Source organism: Pseudomonas sp. Marseille-Q1929 (assembly GCF_017316265.1).
GTDB lineage: Bacteria > Pseudomonadota > Gammaproteobacteria > Pseudomonadales > Pseudomonadaceae > Aquipseudomonas.
In genome coordinates, this window is sequence record NZ_JAFLWU010000019.1 from 1 (window position 1) to 21,627 (window position 21,627).

Annotated in this window: 17 protein-coding genes and 1 pseudogene; 6 read left to right on the forward strand and 12 right to left on the reverse strand. The window is 61.3% G+C overall.

Translation table 11 applies throughout. From position 1 onward, the window contains the following. Positions 1–160: 160 nt before the first annotated feature. Both J1G37_RS19395 and J1G37_RS19400 read right to left on the reverse strand, forming a co-directional pair. The gene (locus J1G37_RS19395) at positions 161–1,381 is read right to left on the reverse strand and encodes a hypothetical protein (RefSeq protein ID WP_207044612.1); all 1,221 of its coding nucleotides are present in this window, start codon (positions 1,379–1,381) and stop codon (positions 161–163) included. A 13-nt stretch (positions 1,382–1,394) separates the two neighbouring features. Continuing rightward, positions 1,395–1,844 (reverse strand): YcgN family cysteine cluster protein, encoded by a 450-nt coding sequence (locus tag J1G37_RS19400; protein ID WP_207044615.1) that lies wholly within the window; start codon positions 1,842–1,844, stop codon positions 1,395–1,397. Positions 1,845–1,997: 153 nt separating this feature from the next. On the opposite strand from J1G37_RS19400, the gene J1G37_RS19405 reads away from it, so the two are divergent. Next, positions 1,998–2,582 carry a nitroreductase family protein gene (locus J1G37_RS19405; protein WP_207044617.1) on the forward strand — a complete coding sequence of 195 codons (585 nt, stop codon included), beginning with the start codon at positions 1,998–2,000 and terminating at the stop codon, positions 2,580–2,582. A gap of 54 nt (positions 2,583–2,636) precedes the next feature. On the opposite strand, the gene J1G37_RS19410 is transcribed toward J1G37_RS19405, so the two are convergent. Next, the gene (locus J1G37_RS19410; protein WP_242551657.1) at positions 2,637–5,573 is read right to left on the reverse strand and encodes a hypothetical protein; all 2,937 of its coding nucleotides are present in this window, start codon (positions 5,571–5,573) and stop codon (positions 2,637–2,639) included. Between the two features lie 683 nt (positions 5,574–6,256). Between J1G37_RS19410 and J1G37_RS29040 the strand changes: the two are divergent. Beyond that, positions 6,257–6,349: pseudogene (locus J1G37_RS29040) on the forward strand (nitroreductase family protein); the annotation flags it as partial. A 30-nt stretch (positions 6,350–6,379) separates the two neighbouring features. Here J1G37_RS29040 and J1G37_RS19415 read toward each other — a convergent pair. The 7 genes from J1G37_RS19415 to cynR form a co-directional block, all read right to left on the reverse strand. Then, a complete protein-coding gene (locus tag J1G37_RS19415) occupies positions 6,380–10,813 on the reverse strand; it encodes an SET domain-containing protein-lysine N-methyltransferase (RefSeq protein WP_207044619.1) in 4,434 nt (1,477 codons plus the stop codon). Between the two features lie 146 nt (positions 10,814–10,959). Next, on the reverse strand, positions 10,960–11,892 hold the full coding sequence (locus J1G37_RS19420) for a D-2-hydroxyacid dehydrogenase (protein WP_207044621.1): 933 nt from the start codon (positions 11,890–11,892) through the stop codon (positions 10,960–10,962). Positions 11,893–11,999: 107 nt separating this feature from the next. Continuing rightward, complete coding sequence (locus tag J1G37_RS19425; protein WP_017736294.1) at positions 12,000–12,293, reverse strand: YcgL domain-containing protein; 294 nt, start codon at positions 12,291–12,293, stop codon at positions 12,000–12,002. Beyond that, on the reverse strand, positions 12,290–13,423 hold the full coding sequence (rnd, locus tag J1G37_RS19430; RefSeq protein WP_207044623.1) for a ribonuclease D: 1,134 nt from the start codon (positions 13,421–13,423) through the stop codon (positions 12,290–12,292). The genes J1G37_RS19425 and rnd overlap by 4 nt, the downstream gene beginning before the upstream one ends. A 123-nt stretch (positions 13,424–13,546) precedes the next feature. Further along, positions 13,547–14,146, reverse strand: coding sequence for a class I SAM-dependent methyltransferase (locus J1G37_RS19435; RefSeq protein ID WP_207044625.1), 600 nt, complete (start codon positions 14,144–14,146; stop codon positions 13,547–13,549). A 101-nt stretch (positions 14,147–14,247) separates the two neighbouring features. Then, positions 14,248–15,618 carry a glutamine synthetase family protein gene (locus J1G37_RS19440; RefSeq protein ID WP_207044627.1) on the reverse strand — a complete coding sequence of 457 codons (1,371 nt, stop codon included), beginning with the start codon at positions 15,616–15,618 and terminating at the stop codon, positions 14,248–14,250. Between the two features lie 246 nt (positions 15,619–15,864). After that, positions 15,865–16,728 (reverse strand): transcriptional regulator CynR, encoded by an 864-nt coding sequence (cynR, locus tag J1G37_RS19445; RefSeq protein ID WP_207044813.1) that lies wholly within the window; start codon positions 16,726–16,728, stop codon positions 15,865–15,867. Between the two features lie 112 nt (positions 16,729–16,840). Between cynR and J1G37_RS19450 the strand changes: the two genes are divergently transcribed. The 3 genes from J1G37_RS19450 to J1G37_RS19460 are packed head-to-tail and all read left to right on the forward strand — an operon-like array spanning position 16,841 to position 18,866. Further along, on the forward strand, positions 16,841–17,473 hold the full coding sequence (locus J1G37_RS19450; RefSeq protein ID WP_207044630.1) for a carbonic anhydrase: 633 nt from the start codon (positions 16,841–16,843) through the stop codon (positions 17,471–17,473). Positions 17,474–17,501: 28 nt separating this feature from the next. Then, positions 17,502–17,972, forward strand: coding sequence for a cyanase (gene cynS / locus J1G37_RS19455; protein ID WP_207044632.1), 471 nt, complete (start codon positions 17,502–17,504; stop codon positions 17,970–17,972). A gap of 54 nt (positions 17,973–18,026) precedes the next feature. After that, the gene (locus J1G37_RS19460) at positions 18,027–18,866 is read left to right on the forward strand and encodes a cache domain-containing protein (protein WP_207044634.1); all 840 of its coding nucleotides are present in this window, start codon (positions 18,027–18,029) and stop codon (positions 18,864–18,866) included. 141 nt (positions 18,867–19,007) lie between these two features. Here J1G37_RS19460 and pobA read toward each other — a convergent pair whose 3' ends face one another. Continuing rightward, positions 19,008–20,192, reverse strand: a complete 1,185-nt coding sequence (pobA, locus tag J1G37_RS19465) for a 4-hydroxybenzoate 3-monooxygenase (protein ID WP_207044814.1) — start codon at positions 20,190–20,192, stop codon at positions 19,008–19,010. Positions 20,193–20,381: 189 nt separating this feature from the next. Between pobA and J1G37_RS19470 the strand changes: the two genes are divergently transcribed. After that, positions 20,382–21,260, forward strand: coding sequence for a helix-turn-helix domain-containing protein (locus J1G37_RS19470; RefSeq protein ID WP_207044636.1), 879 nt, complete (start codon positions 20,382–20,384; stop codon positions 21,258–21,260). A gap of 132 nt (positions 21,261–21,392) precedes the next feature. Here J1G37_RS19470 and J1G37_RS19475 read toward each other — a convergent pair whose 3' ends face one another. Then, complete coding sequence (locus J1G37_RS19475; protein ID WP_177325328.1) at positions 21,393–21,569, reverse strand: hypothetical protein; 177 nt, start codon at positions 21,567–21,569, stop codon at positions 21,393–21,395. Between the last annotated feature and the right edge of the window lie 58 nt (positions 21,570–21,627).

Genomic DNA, 21,627 nt, shown 5'->3' on the forward strand with positions numbered 1-21,627 from the left:
ATATGTGGCGCGATACAACAGCGTAAGGCGCCACAGCTACAACGGTTATCACTCACCGATAGCGGCGGAAAAGCTAGCAGCGTGAGAACCGAAAAGAATGTCCGAAATTACTGGACCAGTTCAAGCCCGCTCCCACATTGGGCTTGTGCAGGCCCTGAGATCAGTGCAATAACTTGGTATCCAGCACCACCGACCCTTCGCCGATCACGCTTTCTGCGAGCTGCACAAACTCCGCCGTCGTGATGCTATTGGCCCGCATCACCGCCTGCACCAAGTCATCCAGCGAGCGCTTGTTGTGGGTCTTCACGCGAATCTCGCGATCCAGCTCCTGCAACACCACCACCGCCCGCGACACCGTGGCGCCGCTGACGTGTTCGCCGCGCAGGGTGGTCACGTCCTTGCCTTCCTTGGTCAACCGCGCCTGGAGCGCCTGATAGCGCTCATCGGTAATCCCACCCGCACGCCGCACCAGCTCGATGGCGTAATACTCCGCCAGGCCTTCGCTGATCCAGTCGCTGGTGTCGTGATCGTTGAAGCGCCCAATCGCCTGCACCACTTCACGGATCAACGGGCTGCTGCCGTTTTCGCTGATCAGCGGCGTGCGGCTGTTGAGGTAGATCGAGTCGCGCGCCGAAAACGCCCCCCGGCGCATCGGGTCGCTGGCACCGACGATCAGCAACTTGGCCGGATGCCGTGGGAACGCGGCCTCCACCTGCGGCCAGACGAAGGTCAGCAGCGTCAGCACATCCATGCGGCGCATGGCCTGGCCCTTGGGCGAGGCCACGGTGACTTCGGTTTCGCCCAGGCGCACGCGGCGGCTGCCGAGGGTGCCGGCGAGCATCCAGCCGGTGGGCCGGTCGAACAGGCGTGAGACGTTGTCGATGCGGAACTTGTTTTTGCCAATGCGCGGCCAGGCCGTCTCGATGCTTTTCCAGCCGGCGGGCAATTCGAACACCAGCCGCGACACCAGCTCGACGCCGTCCTGCTGGTCGAGCCGCGCGGTGGGCACCAGGTCTTCGCCGCGAAACAGCGCCCAACTCGGCGTCATGCGCGCTTCGTAGAGGCCTGCCTTACGCGCGTGGGTGAGGCGTACGCGGTAGGTCAGGCTGGCCTTGTCGGCGCTGGGTTGCCACAGGCCACGGCTGTCGTTGACCTGCCACTGGCCGTCGGCCTTGAAGTCGCTGTAGTCGCCGTCGTGGCCCAGGTCAAAGTCCAGGCTGCGCACCGCCGAACCCTGGGACAGGCTCACCCGCACTTCGGCCTGATCGCTCTGGGGCAGCAACTTGACGTGATAATCCAGATCGACTTTCTTCGCGCACCAGCCCGGCCCGCTCAGCGCCAGCAACACCAGGGTGGCGGCCAGCTTGACTGCGATCGTCATGGCGACTCCTTTATCAGCCTGCGCGGAAGATCAGGTAATCCTCCCAGTCGTCTTCGGGCACGCTGCCTTCGGCGAGCATGCGCCCGGACTGGGAAATACGTTCGTGGTGCACCGCGTCGCGGTCGCCACAGACCAGGTGGTGCCACAGCGGCAGGTCCTTGCGCTCGCTGACCAGGCGGTAGCCGCAGGTTGGCGGCAGCCATTTGAACTGGTCTGCCTGGCCGGGCGTGAGCTGGATGCAATCGGGCACCGAGTCGCGGCGGTTGGGGTAGTCCGTGCACTGGCAGGTTTTCAGGTCGAGCAGTTTGCAGGCGATGCGCGTGTAATAGACGCTGTTGTCGTCTTCATCCTCAAGCTTTTGCAGGCAGCACAGGCCACAGCCGTCGCACAACGACTCCCACTCCTCCTGATCGAGGTGTTCAAGGGTTTTGCGTATCCAGAAAGGTTCGACTTTGGCGGCCATGGCTCTACATCAGTATCGGTAGGTGAAAAGGCCGCCAGTCTAGTGCCCAAGCCCCCGGGAACCAAGCGCTTACGACTGGCGGTGTAACAACACTTGTCAGTCTAGTGGCCGCGCAGTAGCTTTGAACGCCGAATTGACCCTCAGGAACCGCCCATGACACGTGTTGCCGATTACCCGATCCACACCCAGTTCACCGACCGCTGGTCGCCCCGCGCCTTTACCGGCGAGAGCATCCCGCAAGAAACCCTGCTGAGCTTCTTCGAAGCCGCGCGCTGGGCGCCGTCGGCCTACAACTCGCAGCCATGGCGGTTTCTCTACGCGCGCCGCGACACGCCGAACTGGGAACGTTTCCTCGGCCTGCTCAATGAATTCAACCGTGGCTGGGCGCAACACGCCTCGGCGCTGGTGATCATCGCCTCGAAGACCGACTTCACCGCCCCCGGCGCCAGCGAAGAAACCCCAGCGCTGTGGCACACCTTCGACACCGGTTCGGCCTGGGGCCACCTGGCGCTGCAAGCCAGCCTCAGCGGTTATCACACCCACGGCATGGCCGGCTTCGATCAGGAACTGACCCGCAAAGAACTGAAAATCCCGGAAGGTTATGCACTGCATGCCGCCGTGGCGGTGGGCAAGCTGGGGGACAAGTCGACCTTGCCGGAGTACCTGCAAGGTCGTGAAGTGCCAAGCCCGCGTCGGCCGTTGAGCGAGTTGGTGTCTGAAGGTGATTTCAGCCTCTAAGGGCCTCCCGACGGTGGATCAATCGTGAATCACCGTCGGCGCATCACCGGGGAGTTACGCTGATTTCAACAGCTTGTTGAAATCGTTATACAAGTCAGCTTTATACAGTTCGTAGTCATCCATAAGATCATCCGGCAGCGGGTCGCCGACAGTGAGGTCGCTACGCGAGTTAGGGCTGATATCCACCGGATAAATTTTCTTGTCTCGCGCAGAGTACAAAAAATTCCCCAGATGCAAATCACCCTGGAAGATATTTTTCTCCTCCAGGGATCTGAAGGCATCATCCAAAAGACTGCGTGCTTGCACCGGTAAGCTATCGGGTTGAACACTTGCAAGGCTGACACCATCGAGTTTTTTCATCTTGATATAGGCGTCGCCCATGCTGGTAAACGCCTCTGCAAAACCCTCGCCGTAGTATAAATTCAGGGCATCGGCCTGATTGATGACGGCATTGATATCAAATGACTCGACATCGGCGTCGAAGCATTTATACACACTGGCGCCATCGCGACTCTCATACAGTACAGCCTCCGCACCCGAACCAATCTCGCGTCCACAATCACTGTTCACTCGCGCTGGATGACCGCCCTTGGCGCCCAGACGTTGCCATTGGTCACCCTGGACATGCTGCACCAGCAACTCGGTTTGTCGATTGTTGTGATAAATCCGCGCCTGGGTCATCCCGTCTTCGCTGCGCGCGACTTGCCGAACCTCATATACGGCCTGCTGCCCCAGTTGATCGGTGTGGCGTATATACGATTGATGCCCGTTCGCCGCGGTATAAACGCTTTGGCTGTTACGCGACAGCCCGGTGATCGTCGATTCCGGCACTTTGAAGGCGCTATGCAGCGCATTGTCTAACTGAGCGCCCTGCGGAATTTCCTTCGCGCGGATCACCCCTTTCACTGCATGGGTGTTAGGCACAAACGCTGCAAGCGGACTGCCATAGGGCTGCAGTTTTTCCACATCCAGCGCATACCACTGGCCCTTGTGTAACACCGCCGCACCGTCAACGGTTTCTCCTGCCACCTTGAAGGTGCCTATTGCTGCGGCGCCATGTTGCTGGCTTGCAGCTTTGAGCAAGTCGTAGCTGGCGCTTGCCCCCTTGAGCCGGTTGACCCCATCAGTACTTTTGGAAATCAAGCGGCTGGCGCCTTTTTGGATAAGCCTGCCAACGCCCTGGGCCAGGTCACCGGCACCACTTAAGGGGTTGAATACCTCGATAACCGTCGCGCCGACAAATCGCATGGCCTTGGCGGCTCCGCGCACGCTGGAAATACCCTTTGAAAAAGCCTTGCCCGCCTGCGCCACCTTGCCCGCACCCAAGGTAACCAGGCCGATGAAATCCATGCCCAAGTCGAACAAACCGGCACCAATATCACCCTTGGAGAAGTTGACAATGGCCGACCGCAAGGGAATCAGGTTGAGGAAAAACTCGCCGGCCGCCTTGAGGCTGGCCGCCTCCTTGTCAAAGGACGTCACACCGCGGGCCTGGCCCGACAAGTCCTGGTTGCGCAAATCCAGGGATTCGGCAAACACCCTGCCGATGTATTCACTGCGCGCCGAACCGAAGGTCAGCTTGCCGGTGCTGGCGTTTGGCTGGGCCTTGGCCAGGTCCGGCTGTTCATCCTTGAAGGGCTTGAACAGCACGGTTTTATGGATGATGTCCCCGTGCTCCTCGCGCAGTTTTTTATCCGTGTAGGGCGGCGTGTAGCGTCTGATCAAGAAGTTTTGTTTTTCAACCGTGCCCGCCTTGGTATCGATCTCATAAATGTTCACCTCGCCCCCCAGCGTGGTTTTCACCCGCAGGGTGTGCCCCCTGCGCTTCAAGGTTTCCGACGGCGCAATGACCATGCCAAAGCCCATTTTGTACTCGTTGGTATGAAAGAACTCCAACTCACCGTACTCAAGGTTCTTGCGATCTTGCGGCGGTAACGTCGCCAGCAGGGCCTGGGTCAAGCCTTGATGGCCTTTTTTTGCCGCCGTGATCGCCTGCTCATAGTCGCTGGCAAAGGTTTCGGCGACCTCCAGCTTGCCGCTGTCACGCAACGTACAAAACGCTAAGGCAGGAATACGCGGGTCCGCAGACATCCAGTGTTCATGGTCACCCAGCTTTTTACCGTGCATGACAATGTCCAGCATGGAACGCGGGCCATCGACCCTGCCAGCCCTGCCGGGAATCCGAAACACCCCGACCACGCTCTCAACCTCAAATAGCGCGGGGTCAACGTCTGGAAAAGCCGCCTTGAGCGCGTCCAGCGCCATCTCCCGGCGGCTCGGGATAGGCGTCTTCGCCTGGCTGCTGGCCGTGGTCAAGGCGAGCATCTGCCGGTTGTACTCGACCCGCACGGTCTCCAGCTCGGTGTCCGTGGGCGTGGCGTGGGTGAGCAAGTCGTTCGCCACAGCCCAGTCCGCCATGGCTTTGTATTGAATGCCTTGGAGCACCGCGTTGCCGGTATTGAGCTCGGCGGCATACGCCAGCACTTCGGCATAGCTCATCGAGAGCGCACGGCCGGGCGTGTCCGCCTCGATCCTGGCGGCAGCAATCGCCAGTTGGGCCCAGGTGAGGCTGCCGTAGGTGACACTGCGCGGGATGCCTTTGACCAGAAACTCCGGGGCTGCTTTGGCCAGCAGCAGGCGCGCGCCCAGGCTGGCTGTTTGTGCCGTGACCCGGCCTTTATCCAGCAAGTGCTGGGCGAGGTTGTCGATGACCGCCTGCGCCCCTTGCCCTCTGTGTGCTTCACGCGCCAGGTCAAAGCCGGCGACGCTGCTCGGCGCCGGGGCCTCCAGCAACTCCGGGTCCAGGCCCAGGTGGATAGCCGCCAGCAGGTATTCATTGAGGCTACTGTTCGTCGCATAACCGCCCAGTTGCGTCTGTATCGCCTGCCCCAGCGCCTGGGCCTTGGCCGATCCGAGCAGTTTTTCGATGGCGACTGTGGGCTTTTTCAAGTCGGATTCCGACACCGCACTGCCACTGAGCAGATAACCCAAGGTGCCTTTTCGCTCATCCGCCAATGGCAGGCCAGGCAATTGCGCGGTGGTACCTTGCAACAGCGCCACCATCGAGCGCTGGTCCTCGGGGCTGGGCGGCACAGGCCAAGACAGCGCGCCGCTGAAATTCCCCAACGGATGGGCTTGCGCTTGTAGCAGAACCCGTTGATTCAGGCTGGCCAGCTCTGCAGGGTTGGTGGGCACACTCAGGCCCTTGCCTTGAATAAAGGCGTCGAGGCTTACCCGCTCGTTGGGCGCCAGACCATGTTCACGGGAATACGACGAATCTTCGCACACGCTCATCAACGTACTTTTCAAGCGGGTCGCCAGGACGACGTCCGCAGAGCGAGGATCGTCATTGAGCGTTTGAAGGATTGCCTGCAAGTGCTTGAGCAACGCTTGCCAATCGCAGCTGTCACCGAATGCAAGCTTCAACGCCGCCGGGTTGTCGAGAGTCTGCGTGGGGTTGGCTGAGTTTGATCGCGCCACTTGGCTTGTCGTCGGGGCGGGCTTGGTATGCAGCTCGGGGTTGGCGTTGGGGGTTATCGAAGGGATATAGGCGCGCGAAGGCGAAATGACCGTCATGAAGTTACCTGTCCATAGCTGAGAAAGTCGTCCTGCGAGGGCTCCTGTGGGTGCCCCCGTTTTCAATGAGTGTAAAAACCCAATGACGAGGTTCCAGCTTGATTGTCAGGGTTTGAGTCAGCGGCTGGTGCACCCACGGCATGGCGGGCTTCGATCAGGCGCTGAAAATCCCGCAAGGGGATGCACTGCATCCCGAAGGATGCAGCTTCAGCCCGTACGGTTCAGGCGTCGGGATCGGGCTTGATCGCGATGTTGGGAACTGGCTGGTAGAACGGGCCATAGTCCAGCAACAATTCATCACCGGCCTTGATGTCCTTGAGCGACACGTAGAACGTCAGGTTTTTACCGACCGAGATCGACGCCACGTTATTCGCCTGCCACGCCGGCCCATTACGCAGTTGCGAGGTGTTCACCAGACTTAAGGTATTGCCGCTGTTCAACGCACTCACCGTACGCTGACCCGAGCGAGTGCCGAACAGGTAAGTCAACACGGCCCGCGAACCGTGCTTGCGCTGCTCCTGAAACAACGACGCCTCCGATGCGTGGTATTTGCCCGAGTACGGGCCGAGCACTTCAAATTGGGCAATATCGCGCTTCGCCCACACCGAAGCCCCCCGCGCTGGCCCGCCATCGTCCAGCGGTGTGACCACTTCCAGCATTTCATCGAATTTCGACCCGTGGCTGCCTTCGGTGCGCAGCCAGTCCTTGATCGAGGCTTTGATACGGTCGCCGACTGACTTTTTCTGCGCCGTATCGAGCCCTTCCAACAGGCCGTTCCAGCTAGTAATCCGGATGTCCTCGATAGGTCCTTCCAGCGCTTGGGTCAGGCTGACCTTCGGGTCCAGCGGGTCTTGCAGGATTGGCAGCGAATTATCCACCTGATGAGGCGCGAGCGTGCGCAGCGGTGGTGCATCCGGCTCGATCTTGATGATCGGTGTGACAGATGAAGAGGGCCCAGGGATCTGTACGCCCGGCGTCGTACTTGATTGGGGGGTGGACAGGTCCAGCGGCTCCTTTTGTGGCGGGTTGATGGGGTCAGGCGCCGGCCGTTTGCGGGACGGGTTCGCGGTGGAAGGGCGCGGTTGTAGCGTGCTGATACGTTTTAACGCCTCCGGCTTCAACGAACCGTCAACGAACATCCACTGGCTCCAATCCACTGGATTGAGGTTGTGTTGGCGCCGATACAGCGCTGGCGTAACCCGGTTGTTCGGCTGCTGGACAAGCTGGCTCCACTCCTGCAAATGGTAGCCGTCGATCCGCGAATAGTCCCCTCCTGCAGCCCGGAACAAAAACGCCTCCCCAGGCCCCAACAGGTCTCCGTTTTGCTTCACATAGCCTTTGAAGTCCCGGATATCGAGATTATGGACGCTGGCAAAGCCTTCCATCGTGGTTGCATCACGCGCTTGCTGCGTCATCGCCTGCCAGTCGCGAATACGCGACGGTGTGATCGGGCTCAGTGGCACACCTGCGGCGCGGTCCCGCAGCAAGATGCCTGCCGCGCTCAGCCGCCCGTCAGCCTGCACGTAATGCGCCAAGGTGGGGGGATTAAGCCGATGCCGCCTGGCGAAACCCGCCACGGTGAGCTTGTGCTGTTCCCGGATGGGCAATGCCTCCCACGCCCGCAGGTGATCGGCATTGATATGGACGCCCCCCATCGCCCCCAGACGTTGCCACTGGTCTCCCTCGACATGCTGGAGCAACCACTCGGTTTGCCGGTTATTGTGATAAATCCGCGCCTGGGTCACGCCGTCTTCCGTGCGGGTCACCTGGCGCACTTCATACACCGCCGATTGGCCGGCACTGTCAATGTGGCGGATATGGGATGAGTGCCCATCCACGCCGACATACACGCCCTGGCTGTTACGGGATAAGCCGTGGATGGTCGCCTCAGGTACCTTGAATCGGCCAGACACTGCATTGCTCAGTTCACTCGCCGGCTCGATGGACGCCTTGCCGAGCACACCGTCCACGGCGTGGGTGTCAGCAATGAATCCTTCAAGCGGCCCGCCGTAAGGGCGCATCTGGTCCGCATCAAAGGCATACCATTGGCCTTTGTGCAAAACCGCCGCCCCTTCAACAGGTTCGCCCGCCACCTTCAAGATCCCGGTGGCCACTGCCTCGTGGCTCTTGCTCGCCGCTTTCAATACGTCATAACTGCCACTCGTGCCCCTGAGCTTGCGGACCGCTTCCTTGCCCTTGGCCAGCACCCGCCTGCCGCCTTGTTTGATCAGGCGGCCCGCACCTACCGTCAAATCCCCCATTCCACTCAACGGGTTGAACGCTTCGATCGCCGTCGTGCCAACGAACCGCGCGACCTTGGACACTCCGCGCAGGCTGCTGATGCCCTTCGAGAACGCTTTGCCAGCTTGCGCCGCCTTGCCCGCGCCCAAGGTAACCAGGCCGATGAAATCCATGCCCAAGTCGAACAAACCGGCACCAATATCACCCTTGGAGAAGTTGACGATGGCCGACCGCAGGGGAATCAGGTTGAGGAAAAACTCTCCGGCAGCCTTGAGGCTGTCTGACTCATCGTCGTAGGCCGTCTGCCCACGGGCCTGCGCCAATAAGTCTTCATTACGCAAATCCAGAGACTCGGCAAACACCCTGCCGATATATTCACTGCGCGCCGAACCGAAGGTCAGCTTGCCGGTGCTGGCGCTTGGCTGGGCCTTGGCCAGGTCCGGCTGTTCATCCTTGAAGGGCTTGAACAGCACGGTTTTATGGATGATGTCCCCGTGCTCCTCGCGCAGTTTTTTATCCGTGTAGGGCGGCGTGTAGCGTCTGATCAAGAAGTTTTGTTTTTCAACCGTGCCCGCCTTGGTATCGATCTCATAAATGTTCACCTCGCCCCCCAGCGTGGTTTTCACCCGCAGGGTGTGCCCCCTGCGCTTCAAGGTTTCCGACGGCGCAATGACCATGCCAAAGCCCATTTTGTACTCGTTGGTATGAAAGAACTCCAACTCACCGTACTCAAGGTTCTTGCGATCTTGCGGCGGTAACGTCGCCAGCAGGGCCTGGGTCAAGCCTTGATGGCCTTTTTTTGCCGCCGTGATCGCCTGCTCATAGTCGCTGGCAAAGGTTTCGGCGACCTCCAGCTTGCCGCTGTCACGCAACGTACAAAACGCTAAGGCAGGAATACGCGGGTCCGCAGACATCCAGTGTTCATGGTCACCCAGCTTTTTACCGTGCATGACAATGTCCAGCATGGAACGCGGGCCATCGACCCTGCCAGCCCTGCCGGGAATCCGAAACACCCCGACCACGCTCTCAACCTCAAATAGCGCGGGGTCGACGTCTGGAAAAGCCGCCTTTAGCGCATCCAACGCCATCTCCCGGCGACTGGGAATGGGCGTCTTCGCCAGGCTGCTGGCCGTGGTCAGGGCGAGCATCTGGCGGTTGTACTCGACCCGTACGGGCTCGAGCTCCGCATCCGTAGGCGTGGCGCTGCTCAGCAGGCCGTTCGCCACTGCCCAATCCGTCATGGCTTTTTTCTGGATGTCCTGGAGCAAGGGCTCCGGGGTATCGACCTCTTCGGCACTCGCCAGCGCTTGCGCGTAGCTCAGGTTGAGCGCGCGCCCCGGTGAATCGGCCTCTATCCGCGCAGTGGCAATCGTCAGTTGGGCCCAAGCGAGGCTGCCATACGTCACGCCTGGCGGGATGTCTTTGACCAGAAACTGCGGCGCGGCCTTCGCCAGCACCAGGCGAGCCCCCAACAGCGCCGTTTGTTCGGTGACCCGGCCCTTGTCCAACAAATGCCGGCGCAGCCCTTCAATCACCGTCGACGGCCGTTGCCCCCAATGTGCCGGTTGCGCCAAGTCGAACCCGGCGACATGGGTACGCTCGGGCGCCTGGCACGACTCCGGGTCCAGGCCCAATTGGATCGCGGCCAGCACGTACTCATTCAGGCTGCTGTCGGTGGCAAAACCACCCAACGCAGTCTGTATGGCCTGCCCTAGCGCTTGCGCCTTGGGCGAGCCGAGCAGTTTCTCGATGGCCAGGGACGGGGTGCGCAAGTCGGCATCGGACACCGCACTGCCACTGAGCAGATACCCCAGGGCACCTTTGTGCTCATCCACCAGCGGCAACCCTGGCAACCCGGAGCTGGCGCTTTTCAGTAGCGCGATAATTGAACGCTGGTCCTCATTGCCCAGCGGTATGGGCCACGCCAATGCGCCGCTGAAATTACCCAGTGGGTGGACCTGCGCGCGCAGCGTGGTGTGCTGGTTCAAATCGACCAACTCCGCCCAGGTTGTCGGCACGCTCAAACCACAACCCTGCAGATAGGCCTGAAGGCTGACCTGGCTTTGCGGCGTCAGCGCATGCTGGCGATAGTAGGTGGAATCCTCACACACAGGGATGGAAATACGGTTCAGACACAGCGCCAGGTCGGCGGCAAAGGATGTGGGGTCTGGGTACGCGCCTTGGGCGAAGCGCTGGCTCAAGGACTCCAGGATTGTCTGGAGTTTTTGCGTGAGGGTTTTCCAGTTGCAACTGTCGCCAAAGGCCGTTTTCAGCGCTGCCGGGTTATCGGGGCTGACGGGGTTGTCTTGCACAAGAGACGGCTGGCGCTGAGGGTCAACCGGCAATGAAGACTGGATCTCAGGTGCCGATGAAGGCGTGGAGCGAAATGCACCTGGGGCACTGATAGCGTTCATATGAATACCTGTCCATAGCTGAAAAATTCGTCCCGAGGGAGGCGCTTGTCGGCGTCTCCCTGAGTGCCTGAGTATCAAAACCCAGGGACGAAGTTCCAGCATGGAGTGTCAGGCATTATGTCAATGGCGAAAGGCTGAAGAGTGCCTCAGTAACCGCGCTCGAAATCCACGTTGCCGCGCAAGTCTTGCTTGGCCTGATACGCCCGCAGGTTGTGCACGAACAACTCCACCATCAATGCCGGCGATGTCGGCGCCGAGCTATGCCCGGTCAACAGCAGGCCCCAGGCGGTCCAGAACGGATGCCGCTGGGGCAAGGGCTCCTGGCGGCACACATCAATCACCGCACCGGCCAGATGCCCCTCCTTCAAGGCCTCCACCAGATCGGCATCCACTACCGACACACCGCGACCCACGTTGATAAACAACCCGGTCGGCTTGAATTGCTTGAACAGCGCCGCGTCGTACAGGTCATGGGTGGCTGGGGTGTTAGGCAGCAGGTTGATCACGTAGTCCACCTCCCCCACCAAGCGGCCCAACTGGTCCAGGCCGGCCACCTCGACAAACGGCGCCTGCTCCCGCGCCGTGCTGGCGATGCCATACAGCTTGACGCCAAACGGCACCAGGAACTCGGCGACGCTTTGGCCGATATTGCCAGTGCCGACAATCAGCACCTTGCGCCCCGCCAGGCTTTGGCCCATGCGGCTGTCCCACTTGCGCTCCACCTGGCTGACCAGCCGCGCCAGCACTTCGCGCTCGTGGCCGAGCATGTAGGTGAGGACAAATTCGGCCATGACCTGGCCATAAATACCCACCGCGCGAGTCAGGCGATAGTGGCGCGGCAAACCGTCGGCCAGCAGCGGCGTGATGCCCGCCCAGGTCGATTGCAGCCACTGCGGCTGATGGCCTTGGCGCAACAGGGTGGCCAGCAGGTCAGGCTGGCCCAGCCAGACCGGGCAATCGGCGGCCAGGCGTGACAGTTCGGCCGAGTCGCCGCTGGTCAACACCTCAAGGTCCGGTGCCGCTTCGCCCAGCAATTGGGCGTAGAGCGGGTGATCCTGTTCAGCAATCAGAACACGCATGCTTAAAACCTTTCAAAAACAGTGCAGACGGCCGCCCGCATCCTTACGGCCACCGCCCACCAATACGATTGCATTGAAAAATGTGCCCCGAATGGGGCACTGACCGATCACATCGGGTCGTTGCGGCGCAGCAGTTCTTCGGGCAAGTGTTCGATGTACTCGTCCTCGGGCGGCGGCATTTGCAGGTGGTAGCCCTGCTTGTCGAGGTTTTCCAGGACCTGTGCGATGTCTTCCTGTTGCAGCTTGCGCTCGGGCGTCAGCACCAGATTGAACGCGAGCAGCGGTTTGCCGAATACAGCAAGCAGGCCTTCGGGCACCCGTTCCAGCTCGTCGCTTTTCAGCACGTAGAGGTACATGCCGGCGCGTTTGGAGCTGCGGTAGATGGAGCAAATACGTTTCAAGGCTGTTCTCCGGCAGTGGCCAGGCTGTCGAGCAGCGCCTGGCCCATCAACTCGCGGCGCCAGCCACGCAGCGAGTCTGGCAATTTATAAGGCCCATCGGGGTAGCCACTTTTGACCAGGGCTTCGAGGGTTTTCTTGCGCAGCATCAGTTCCGGGGCCATGTCCAGGCGCTCGGCTTCGGCCTGGCCCAGGGCACGCAGTTGCTTGATCAGCGTGGCGGCGTCCACCGGCAACGGTTCGGCGACAGCCGGCGGCCATTGGTCGATGGACACACTGCCGGCACGCTTGATCAGGTCCAGCAGGAACTGGCCGTCCTGACGCACGGTGCGCGGGTGCATGTCTTCGATCTTGCCCAGGGCGGCGAGGTTATCCGGCTGGGTCTTGGCCAGGGGCCACAACGAATGCTCGCGAATGATGCGGTTGCGCGGCAGGTCACGGGCACGGGCTTGCTGCTCGCGCCAGGCGCACAGTTCACGCAATACGGCGAGCTGGGCGCGGGACAGTTTCCACGCCAGCTTGGCGTCGCGGTACACCTCGTACGGGTCGGTTTCGCGGCGCAGGTTGGCCACCAGCTCCGCACCGTCTTCCAGCACCCAGGCGTATTTCTCGTCGGACAGCTGCGGGCGCAGGCGCACGTAGACTTCGGCCAGGTGCACCGCGTCTTCGGCGGCGTAGCTGATCTGCGTCTCCGACAACGGCCGCTGCAACCAGTCCGAGCGGGTCTCGCCCTTGGGCAGTTCGATATCCAGTACCGCTTGCACCAGGCGCGAATAGCCCATGGAGAACCCGAGGTTCAGGTACGCGGCAGCCAATTGGGTGTCGAACAATGGCACCGGCAAGCTGCCGGTCAGGCGCAGCAACACTTCCAGGTCTTCGCTACAGGCGTGCACCACCTTGATCACTGCCGGGTTCTCCAGCAAAGCGGCCAAGGGTTGCCAGTTGTCGATGGTCAGGGGATCGATCAGGTAAGCGCGCACGCCATCACCAATCTGGATCAGCCCGGCAATGGGATAAAAGGTGTCGACCCGCATGAATTCGGTGTCGAGGGCGACGAATGGCAACTGCTGCCATTCGGCGCAATGCTGGCCGAGGCTATCGTTGTCGCAGATCCAGTGAATATCGATGGCCACACGGCTCTCCCTTGAAGAATGGCGCGCAGTATATATCGCGAAAGGGCCTCGCGAGCACCCGCAGTACACCCGCCATCATGAAAACTCCGACAAGAGACGAAAGAATAGTCCGACAGGCGGCAGTTATCCTCTCTTACGCAGCACGTAGACCCGCCACAGCTTGGAGCCGGGCATGAATTCCTGGTGATTGAGCACGCTGAAACCGGCCTGACGAAATTCATCCTCCACGGCCACCGCCGAAGTGACCGAGACAATCACCGTGTCGCGGCTGACCCGGTGAAACTCGCGCAGCAAGGCCAGGCGCCCTTCGCTGCTGGGCACATGGCGAAACAGCTCCAGGCAGAAAATGCAGTCCACCGCATTCGCCGACAAGCCGATGGAAAACGCCGAGCCCTGGAACGTCTTAATGCGCTTGAGCAGCGCCGCCGGATGGTGGGTGCGGGCGTGGTCGAGCATGGCCTGGGAATTGTCCGAGGCCAGGATCACCCGGTTGACGTGCTCGGCCAACACCGGCCAGAAGCGCCCGGAGCCGCACGCCAGGTCGAGGATCAACCCCGGCTCGCCCGCCACCTTCAGCGCATGGCGTACCAACCGCTCATCACGCCACGCCGTCAGGCGCTGCAACAGGCCAGGCGGACGCGTGTCGCCGCAGACCCGTGCGTGCTCACGATCACAGCGCTCGGCGTATTCGATCTCGATGGAGGATGGAGGTTGTGGCGACATCACGGGCCCATATGAATGAAACGGTAGTGAACGACCTTATGCCGCAGCTTAACCACTGCAACGTGAAAAAAAGGTTGAAGCCTTCACTACCGCCAACCCGATCAGGCTTGATGCAGATACCAGCGCCAATCCTGCTCGCCGACCTCGCCCATGAACTGGCGATATTCGGCGCGTTTGACCGCGAGGTAGACGTTGAGGAACTCGCTGCCAAACGCGTCCCGCGCCCAGCTGGAACCTTCCAGCGCGCGCAAGGTGGTCAACCAATCGGTGGGCAACAATTCCTTGGCCTGGGCGTAGCCGTTGCCTTCCACCGGCGCACCGGGGTCGCGCTGTTCGCGGATGCCGCGATGGATGCCGGCGAGGATCGCGGCGGCCGCCAGGTAGGGGTTGGCGTCGGCGCCGCAGATGCGGTGTTCGATGTGCCGGGAGTTGGCCGGGCCGCCGGGCACGCGCAGGCTGACGGTGCGGTTGTCCACGCCCCAGGTGGCGGCCAGCGGCGCGTAGCTGTTGGTCTGGAAGCGCCGATAGGAGTTGGCGTTGGGGCAGAACAGCAGCAGCGAGTCGAGCAAGGTGCTGAGCATGCCACCCACCGCCTGGCGCAGCAGCGGCGTGCCATCGGCGGCCTCGCTGGCGAACAGGTTGCGGCCCTCGGCGTCCGCCAGGCTGACGTGCATGTGCATACCGGTGCCGGCCAGGTCGTCGAACGGTTTGGCCATGAAGCAGGCGGTCATCCCGTGTTTGTGCGCCACGCCCTTGACCAGGCGCTTGTAGCGCACGGCTTCGTCCATCGCTTGCAGGGCGTCGGCGCGGTGCTCCAGGGTGATTTCCACCTGGCCCGGGGCGTATTCGGAAATCGCCGTGCGCGCCGGGATGCCTTGCAGTTTGCAGGCACTGTAGAGGTCGGCGAGGAACGGCTCGATCTGCTCCAGCTCACGCAGGCCGTAGACCTGGGTGGAGCGCGGGCGACCGCCGTCCACATCCCGCGCGGGTTGCGGGCGGCCATGGCTGTCGGGCTTCTGGTCGAGCAGGTAGAACTCCAGCTCGGCCGCCATCACCGGGTAATAACCGTCGGCCTTGAGCCCGTCGATCACCTTGGCCAGCAAATGCCGGGGATCGGCCACGGTGGCGGGCAACCCTTCTGTCGGATGCATGCTGACTTGCACCGCTGCCGTCGGTATCAGCCGCCACGGCATGCGCTGCAGACTGCCGCTGATCGGGTAGGCGCGGCAGTCGATATCGCCAACGTCCCAGACCAGCCCGGAGTTTTCCACGTCATCGCCATTGATGGTCAGGCCGAGGATGGTGCTGGGCAATGGCCGCCCACTTTCGTACACCGCCAACAGCTCATCGCGGTGCAGCAGTTTGCCGCGCGGCACGCCGTTGTTGTCGAGGATAAACAGCTCGAACATCTCGATGTCCGGGTGTTGCGCAAGGAAGGTGTGGGCTTCGTGCAGGCAGGCAAAATCACTCATGGGAATTCTCATACGTGTGTGTCAGGCAGGCGCGCAAGTGCACGCCCTACGGGGGGCGGATCAACGTAGGAGAACGGTGTCTGGTGGGCGCGCGTGCCGGCAGTGGAACAGTGCCCAGAAAGCCAGCTCGGGAAGCGTGTCGGGGGAACCGTCCATGGGGGATCACAGTGAGGTCGATGCCCGGCAGCGTCACACGCGCGGATAGTTGGATAAATTCAGGGTTGACGGAGTTTGGTTGCAGTTTGGCTAAACATTCGCCATCGCCTTGATCAGTTCGACAAACGCCGTGCAGGCAGCGCTGCGATAGGCGCCCTGGCGACTCAACAATGCCACCGTGCGCTGCGGCAATGCTGGGCTGATCGCCACCGCCTGCAAACCCGAATGGGCCGAGGCAATCGCACTGGGCAGGATGGTGGCCAACGCGGTATGGCGCACGATTTCAATGATCGCGCTGATGGAATTGGCCTCCATCGCGATGTGTGGTTTCACCCCCTGCTGGCGGCAATAGTCATCGATATAGCGGCGGGTCGCGAAGCCTGGGTTCAACAACACCATGGGCTGTTCAAGCCACGATGGCGCATGCAACGCCGGATGGCTGGCGCTGACGACCACGCTGAGCGCCTCGACAAACAGCGCTTCGCAGGCGATATCCGGCAGGTGCTCGCCGGTAAAGCCGATGCCGATGTCCAGCAGGTCCTCGGTCAGCGCGGTTTCCATGCGGTCTTGGGTCAACTCTTCAACACTGATCGTGATGCCCGGGTACAAGGCGTTGAAGCGCGCCAGCAGCGGGCCGATCAGGTACGCGGTGAACGTCGGCGTCATCGCCAGGCGCAGGCTGCCGCGGCTGAGGTCTTGCACGTCATGCATGGCGCGGGTGCCGGCCTGCAAGTCCTGCAAGGCCAGGCGCGCAAAACGCACATAGGCCTGCCCCGCGTCGGTCAGGCTGACGCTGCGCCCGGAGCGGTCCAGCAGCGGCGCGCCGAGGGTTTCTTCAAGCTGCTTGATCTGTTGCGACAAGGTCGGCTGCGATACGTGCAGCGCTTCGGCGGCGCGGGTGAAATTGCGATGCTCGGCAACGGCCAGCAGGTAACGGATATGGCGCAACAACATCGACGGCGCTCCAACTATAGGCATGACTTATAGGAACCATAATAAGCCGGTCTTGGACGCTATAGCTGAAAACTTCCATCCTTGCCCCATCAGCGACGCAAGGAGAACCACCATGCAGCATCTCATCGACGGCTTCCGCAAATTCCAGAGCGAAGCCTTTGCCCAACGCAGCGACCTGTTCAAACACCTGGCGACCACCCAAAGCCCCGGCACCTTGTTTGTGTCCTGCTCCGACAGCCGTGTAGTCCCGGAGCTGCTGACCCAGCAGGAACCTGGCGACCTGTTTGTAATCCGCAACGCCGGCAACATTGTGCCGTCCTACGGCCCGGAGCCTGGCGGCGTGTCGGCCACTGTCGAATACGCGGTGGCGGTGCTGAGGGTCAGCGACATTGTGATCTGCGGCCATTCGGACTGCGGCGCGATGACCGCCATCTCCACCTGCAAATGCCTGGATCACCTGCCGGCCGTGGCCAATTGGTTGCGCCACGCCGAGTCGGCCAAGGTGATCAACGCCGCCCGTGACCACCTCTCGGACGCCGCACGCTTGAACGCATTGGTGCGCGAAAACGTGGTGGCGCAACTGGCCAACCTCAAGACCCATCCCTCGGTCGCCTTGGCGCTTGAACAGGGCCGGCTGACCCTGCATGGCTGGGTCTATGACATCGAAACCGGCGCCATCGACGCCCTCGACCACCGCAGCGGGCGCTTCGTCGCGCTGCTGGATCAACCCCAGGTTCACGCCTGACACCTTTCCAAACCCAGAGGACATCACCATGTTGCAAGCTCAATTCGCGCAAACCCCACGCCTGGCCCTGGCCGATACCGTTATCGACCTCAAGGCGCGCAAGAACCTGTCCTGGCAGGACCTCACCGACGGCACCGGCCTGAGCCTGGCGTTCGTCACCGCCGCCCTGCTCGGCCAGCATCCATTGCCTAAAGAAGCCGCCGACGTGGTCTGCGCCAAGCTCGGCCTGGACCAGCACGCCAGCCGCCTGCTGCAAAGCGTGCCCCTGCGCGGCAGCTTCCCCGCTGGCGTGCCGACCGACCCGACGATGTACCGTTTCTACGAAATGCTGCAGGTCTACGGTTCCACCCTCAAGGCCCTGGTGCATGAGCAATTTGGCGACGGCATCATCAGCGCGATCAACTTCAAGCTGGACATCAAGAAAGTCGCAGACCCGGACGGCGGCTCCCGCGCGGTGATCACCCTGGATGGCAAGTACCTGCCCACCAAACCCTTCTGAATCGGCGCCGACCGTCTACGCTCTTGGCACACAAACAAGAACGAGGGACGGATCATGAAGGCAATGCTGCGCATCACCTGGCTGCTGCTGTTGTGTTTCAGCCAGGTACACGCCGCAACCGTTGAGGAAGCGGACGCGCAAGCCGCCAAGGCTTTGCTGGAAAAAGCCTTGGCGTATTACCAGACCCAGGGCGACAAGGCGTTCGCGGCCTTCAGTCGCCAGGGCGAATTCATCGACCAGGACCGCTATGTGTTCGTGGTCGATACCCAGGGCGTGCTGCTGGCCAGCGGTGGGCCTTCTTCCGCGTTGATCGGGCGTGATGTGAGTGAAGTGCTCGGGCCGGATCTGCGCCAGTCGTTCAAGGATGCGCTCAAGGTGCCCGAAGGCCAAGGCATCCAGCAGGCCGACTACCGTTGGCAGAACTGGAACGACGGCAAGGTCGAGCACAAGCATGTGTTCTACCAGCGTATCGGCGAACGCATCCTCGCGGTGGGTTACTACCTGCCACGGGCTACCCCGGAACAGGCGCGGGCGCTGCGCAACAAGGCGGTGGACGCGCTGGTCAAGGACGAGGCCGGTACGCTCAAGGCGATCAATTCATTGCAGGGCGGTTTCCTGCAGGATGACCTGTATGTGTTCGTGGTCGATCTCAGCACCGGGCGCTACGTGGCCCATGGCACCAACCTGCGGCTGATCAACACCGACTTCAGCAAGATCAAGGACCCCGACGGCAAGCCGGTGGGCGAGCCGATCCTCAAGCTGATGAGCGAGCAGGACCAGGGGGAATACAAGTACCGCTGGAAGAATCCGGTGACTGGCAAGGTGGAGAACAAGCATGCTTACTTGCGCAAGAGTGGGCATTACATGGTGGCGGTCGGGTACTACAGCCCCTGAGGATGAAATACGGTCAAAAACTGTGGGAGCGGGCTTGCTCGCGAATGCGGTGGATCAATCGAAATAGCTTTGACTGACACACAGCATTCGCGAGCAAGCCCGCTCCCACAGGGGGCCATGTTCCTACAGTTGGAATGTTGGTTATTCGATGGCTTCGTAGGGCAGTCCGACATAATTCTCGGCAATGGTCCTACGCCCAGCCTCGGAATGAATGAAGTACTCCAACTCACTCTCGGCAATGCGCTGGCTAAACCCATCCGCCTCGGGAAACTGATGCAACATCGAAGTCATCCACCAGGAAAACCGCTCCGCCTTCCACACCCGCCGCAGGCAGATTGCCGAGTATTTCTCCAGCAGGTCCACGCGCCCCTCGCCATACACCTTGAGCAAAATGCGGTACAAGGTGCTCACGTCACTCGCCGCCAGGTTCAAGCCCTTGGCCCCGGTGGGTGGCACGATGTGTGCCGCATCGCCGAGCAGGAACAGGCGCCCGTACTGCATCGGTTCCACTACGAAGCTGCGCAAGGGCGCGATGCTTTTCTCGATGGACGGCCCGGTCACCAGTTGCTCGGCCAATTCGCCGGGCAGGCGGGTTTTCAGTTCATCCCAGAAACGTGCGTCCGACCATTCATCCAGCGCTTCCTCCACCGGCACTTGCAGGTAATAGCGGCTGCGGGTCGGCGAGCGCATGCTGCACAGGGCAAAGCCACGTGGGTGCTTGGCGTAGACCAGTTCAGCGTGCACCGGCGGGGTATCGGCGAGGATGCCGAGCCAGCCGAAGGGGTACACGCGCTCGAAGATTTTCAGCGACTCTTGCGGAATCGACTGACGGGCAACGCCGTGAAATCCATCGCAACCAGCGATGTAGTCGCACTCCAGGCGAAAGGCTTCGCCCTGATGTTCAAAGGTGAGCCACGGCCGATCACTTTTCACATCGTGGGGCTGCACGTCGCGCGCTTCGTAGAGGGTGCTGGCGCCTGCTGCGGCGCGGGCGTGCATCAGGTCGCGGGTAACTTCGGTCTGGCCGTAGATCATCACCGACTGGCCGCCGGTCAAGGCCTTGAGGTCGATGTGGGTGAGTTGGCCGTTCAGGGCCAGTTCAAAACCATCGTGCACCAGCCCTTCGCGGTCCATGCGCTGGCTCACGCCCGCCTCGCGCAGCAGATCGACCATGCCTTGCTCCAGCACCCCGGCACGGATGCGGCCTTGCACGTAATCGGCACTTTGCCGCTCGACAATCAGGGTTTGGATACCGGCGTTATGCAGCAGTTGGCCAAGCAACAGCCCAGAGGGACCGGCGCCAATAATGGCGACTTGGGTTTTCAGGATTTTCATTATTGTTATCGCCTGCAGATTCCACCCGAACGGATTGAGTGAAAGAGTTGTCATTGGTCTTGTGGCTGACATTTTTCACTTGAGTCGCCGGTATAAGAAGGTGAAAACTGAGCCAAAGCCTGCGCTTTTTGCCAATCGGGGCGATTACCGCACCACTTTCCTGGGTATCGGATTGAAACCATGACCAAAACCGCGATTCCGGTCTTCAAGCTTTACGGGGAGGACCAGCAATGGCCGACCCCCGATTTGTTGCACTGCGAAACCATTTCCCGGCGCAGTCGGGAATACCAGTGGGAAATCCAGCCCCACCGGCACGCGGATCTGTGCCAATTGTTGTATGTGCACAAAGGCCAGGCTCACCTGGAAATCGAAGGCCAACGCACCACGATCAACGAAGCGACGCTGCAAGTACTGCCGCCGCTGTGTGTGCATGGGTTTCGGTTTGCCGAAGACGTCGAAGGTTATGTGGTGACCCTGGCGGCGCCACTGGTCAGCCACTTGCAGGCGCAACTGGGGGACACGGTAGATGGCCTGCACGCGCTGGGAAATTATCCGGCAGGCAAGGACAGCGACTACCTCAACCACCAATTCGCCCGCCTGCAGGACGAATACGCCGATGAACAACCGGCGCGAGACATGATGATGCACGCCCTGGTCAGCGTGCTGCTGGTGTGGATCAGCCGCCAGGCGATCCAGCGCCGCCACCCACGGGCGCCGCGCGGGCGCGAGTATTTCCGGCGGTTTACCCAACTGGTCGAGCAGCATTACCGCGAGCATCCGAAGATCGAGGACCTGGCCCACAAGCTGGGGATCTCGGTCTCACACCTGAACGGCACGTGTCGGGAATTGGGCGGCCAACCGGCGTTGCAGATCATGCATGACCGCCAGTTGCTGGAAGCCAAGCGCCTGCTGACTTACACCAGCATGAGCATCAATGAAATGTCCGAGGTGTTGGGGTTCTCCGACCCGACCAACTTCTCGCGGTTGTTTCGTCGACGGGTGGGGTTTTCGCCGAAAGCGTTTCGTGAGCAATTGAAGGCCGAAGCAACGCAAATCTAAAAGGTGAAACAGGCCTATGTGGGAGCGGGCTTGCCCGCGATAGCGGTATTTCAGTTGGAGCAGCGTCGACTGGCACACCGCAATCGCGGGCAAGCCCGCTCCCACAGTATGGAGTGCTGCATCACCCCGGTTTTAGCGCAACGCGCTGAAACTGCCGGTATGCGGAACACATTGGTCCTGATGACAGCTGATCGCAAAGCTCGGCTGCATGCGGGTTTGCTCGACGCGGTAGGCGGCAGTGCCGTACAGCGCGCTGGCAACCGCGCAGAGGGAGAAAATCATCAGGTACTTTCTGGTTTTGATGCTCATGGCACAGACCTCTGAGCGGGACTACAAGGTGCTGTTTAAAGCATAGGCCAGCCAGGGC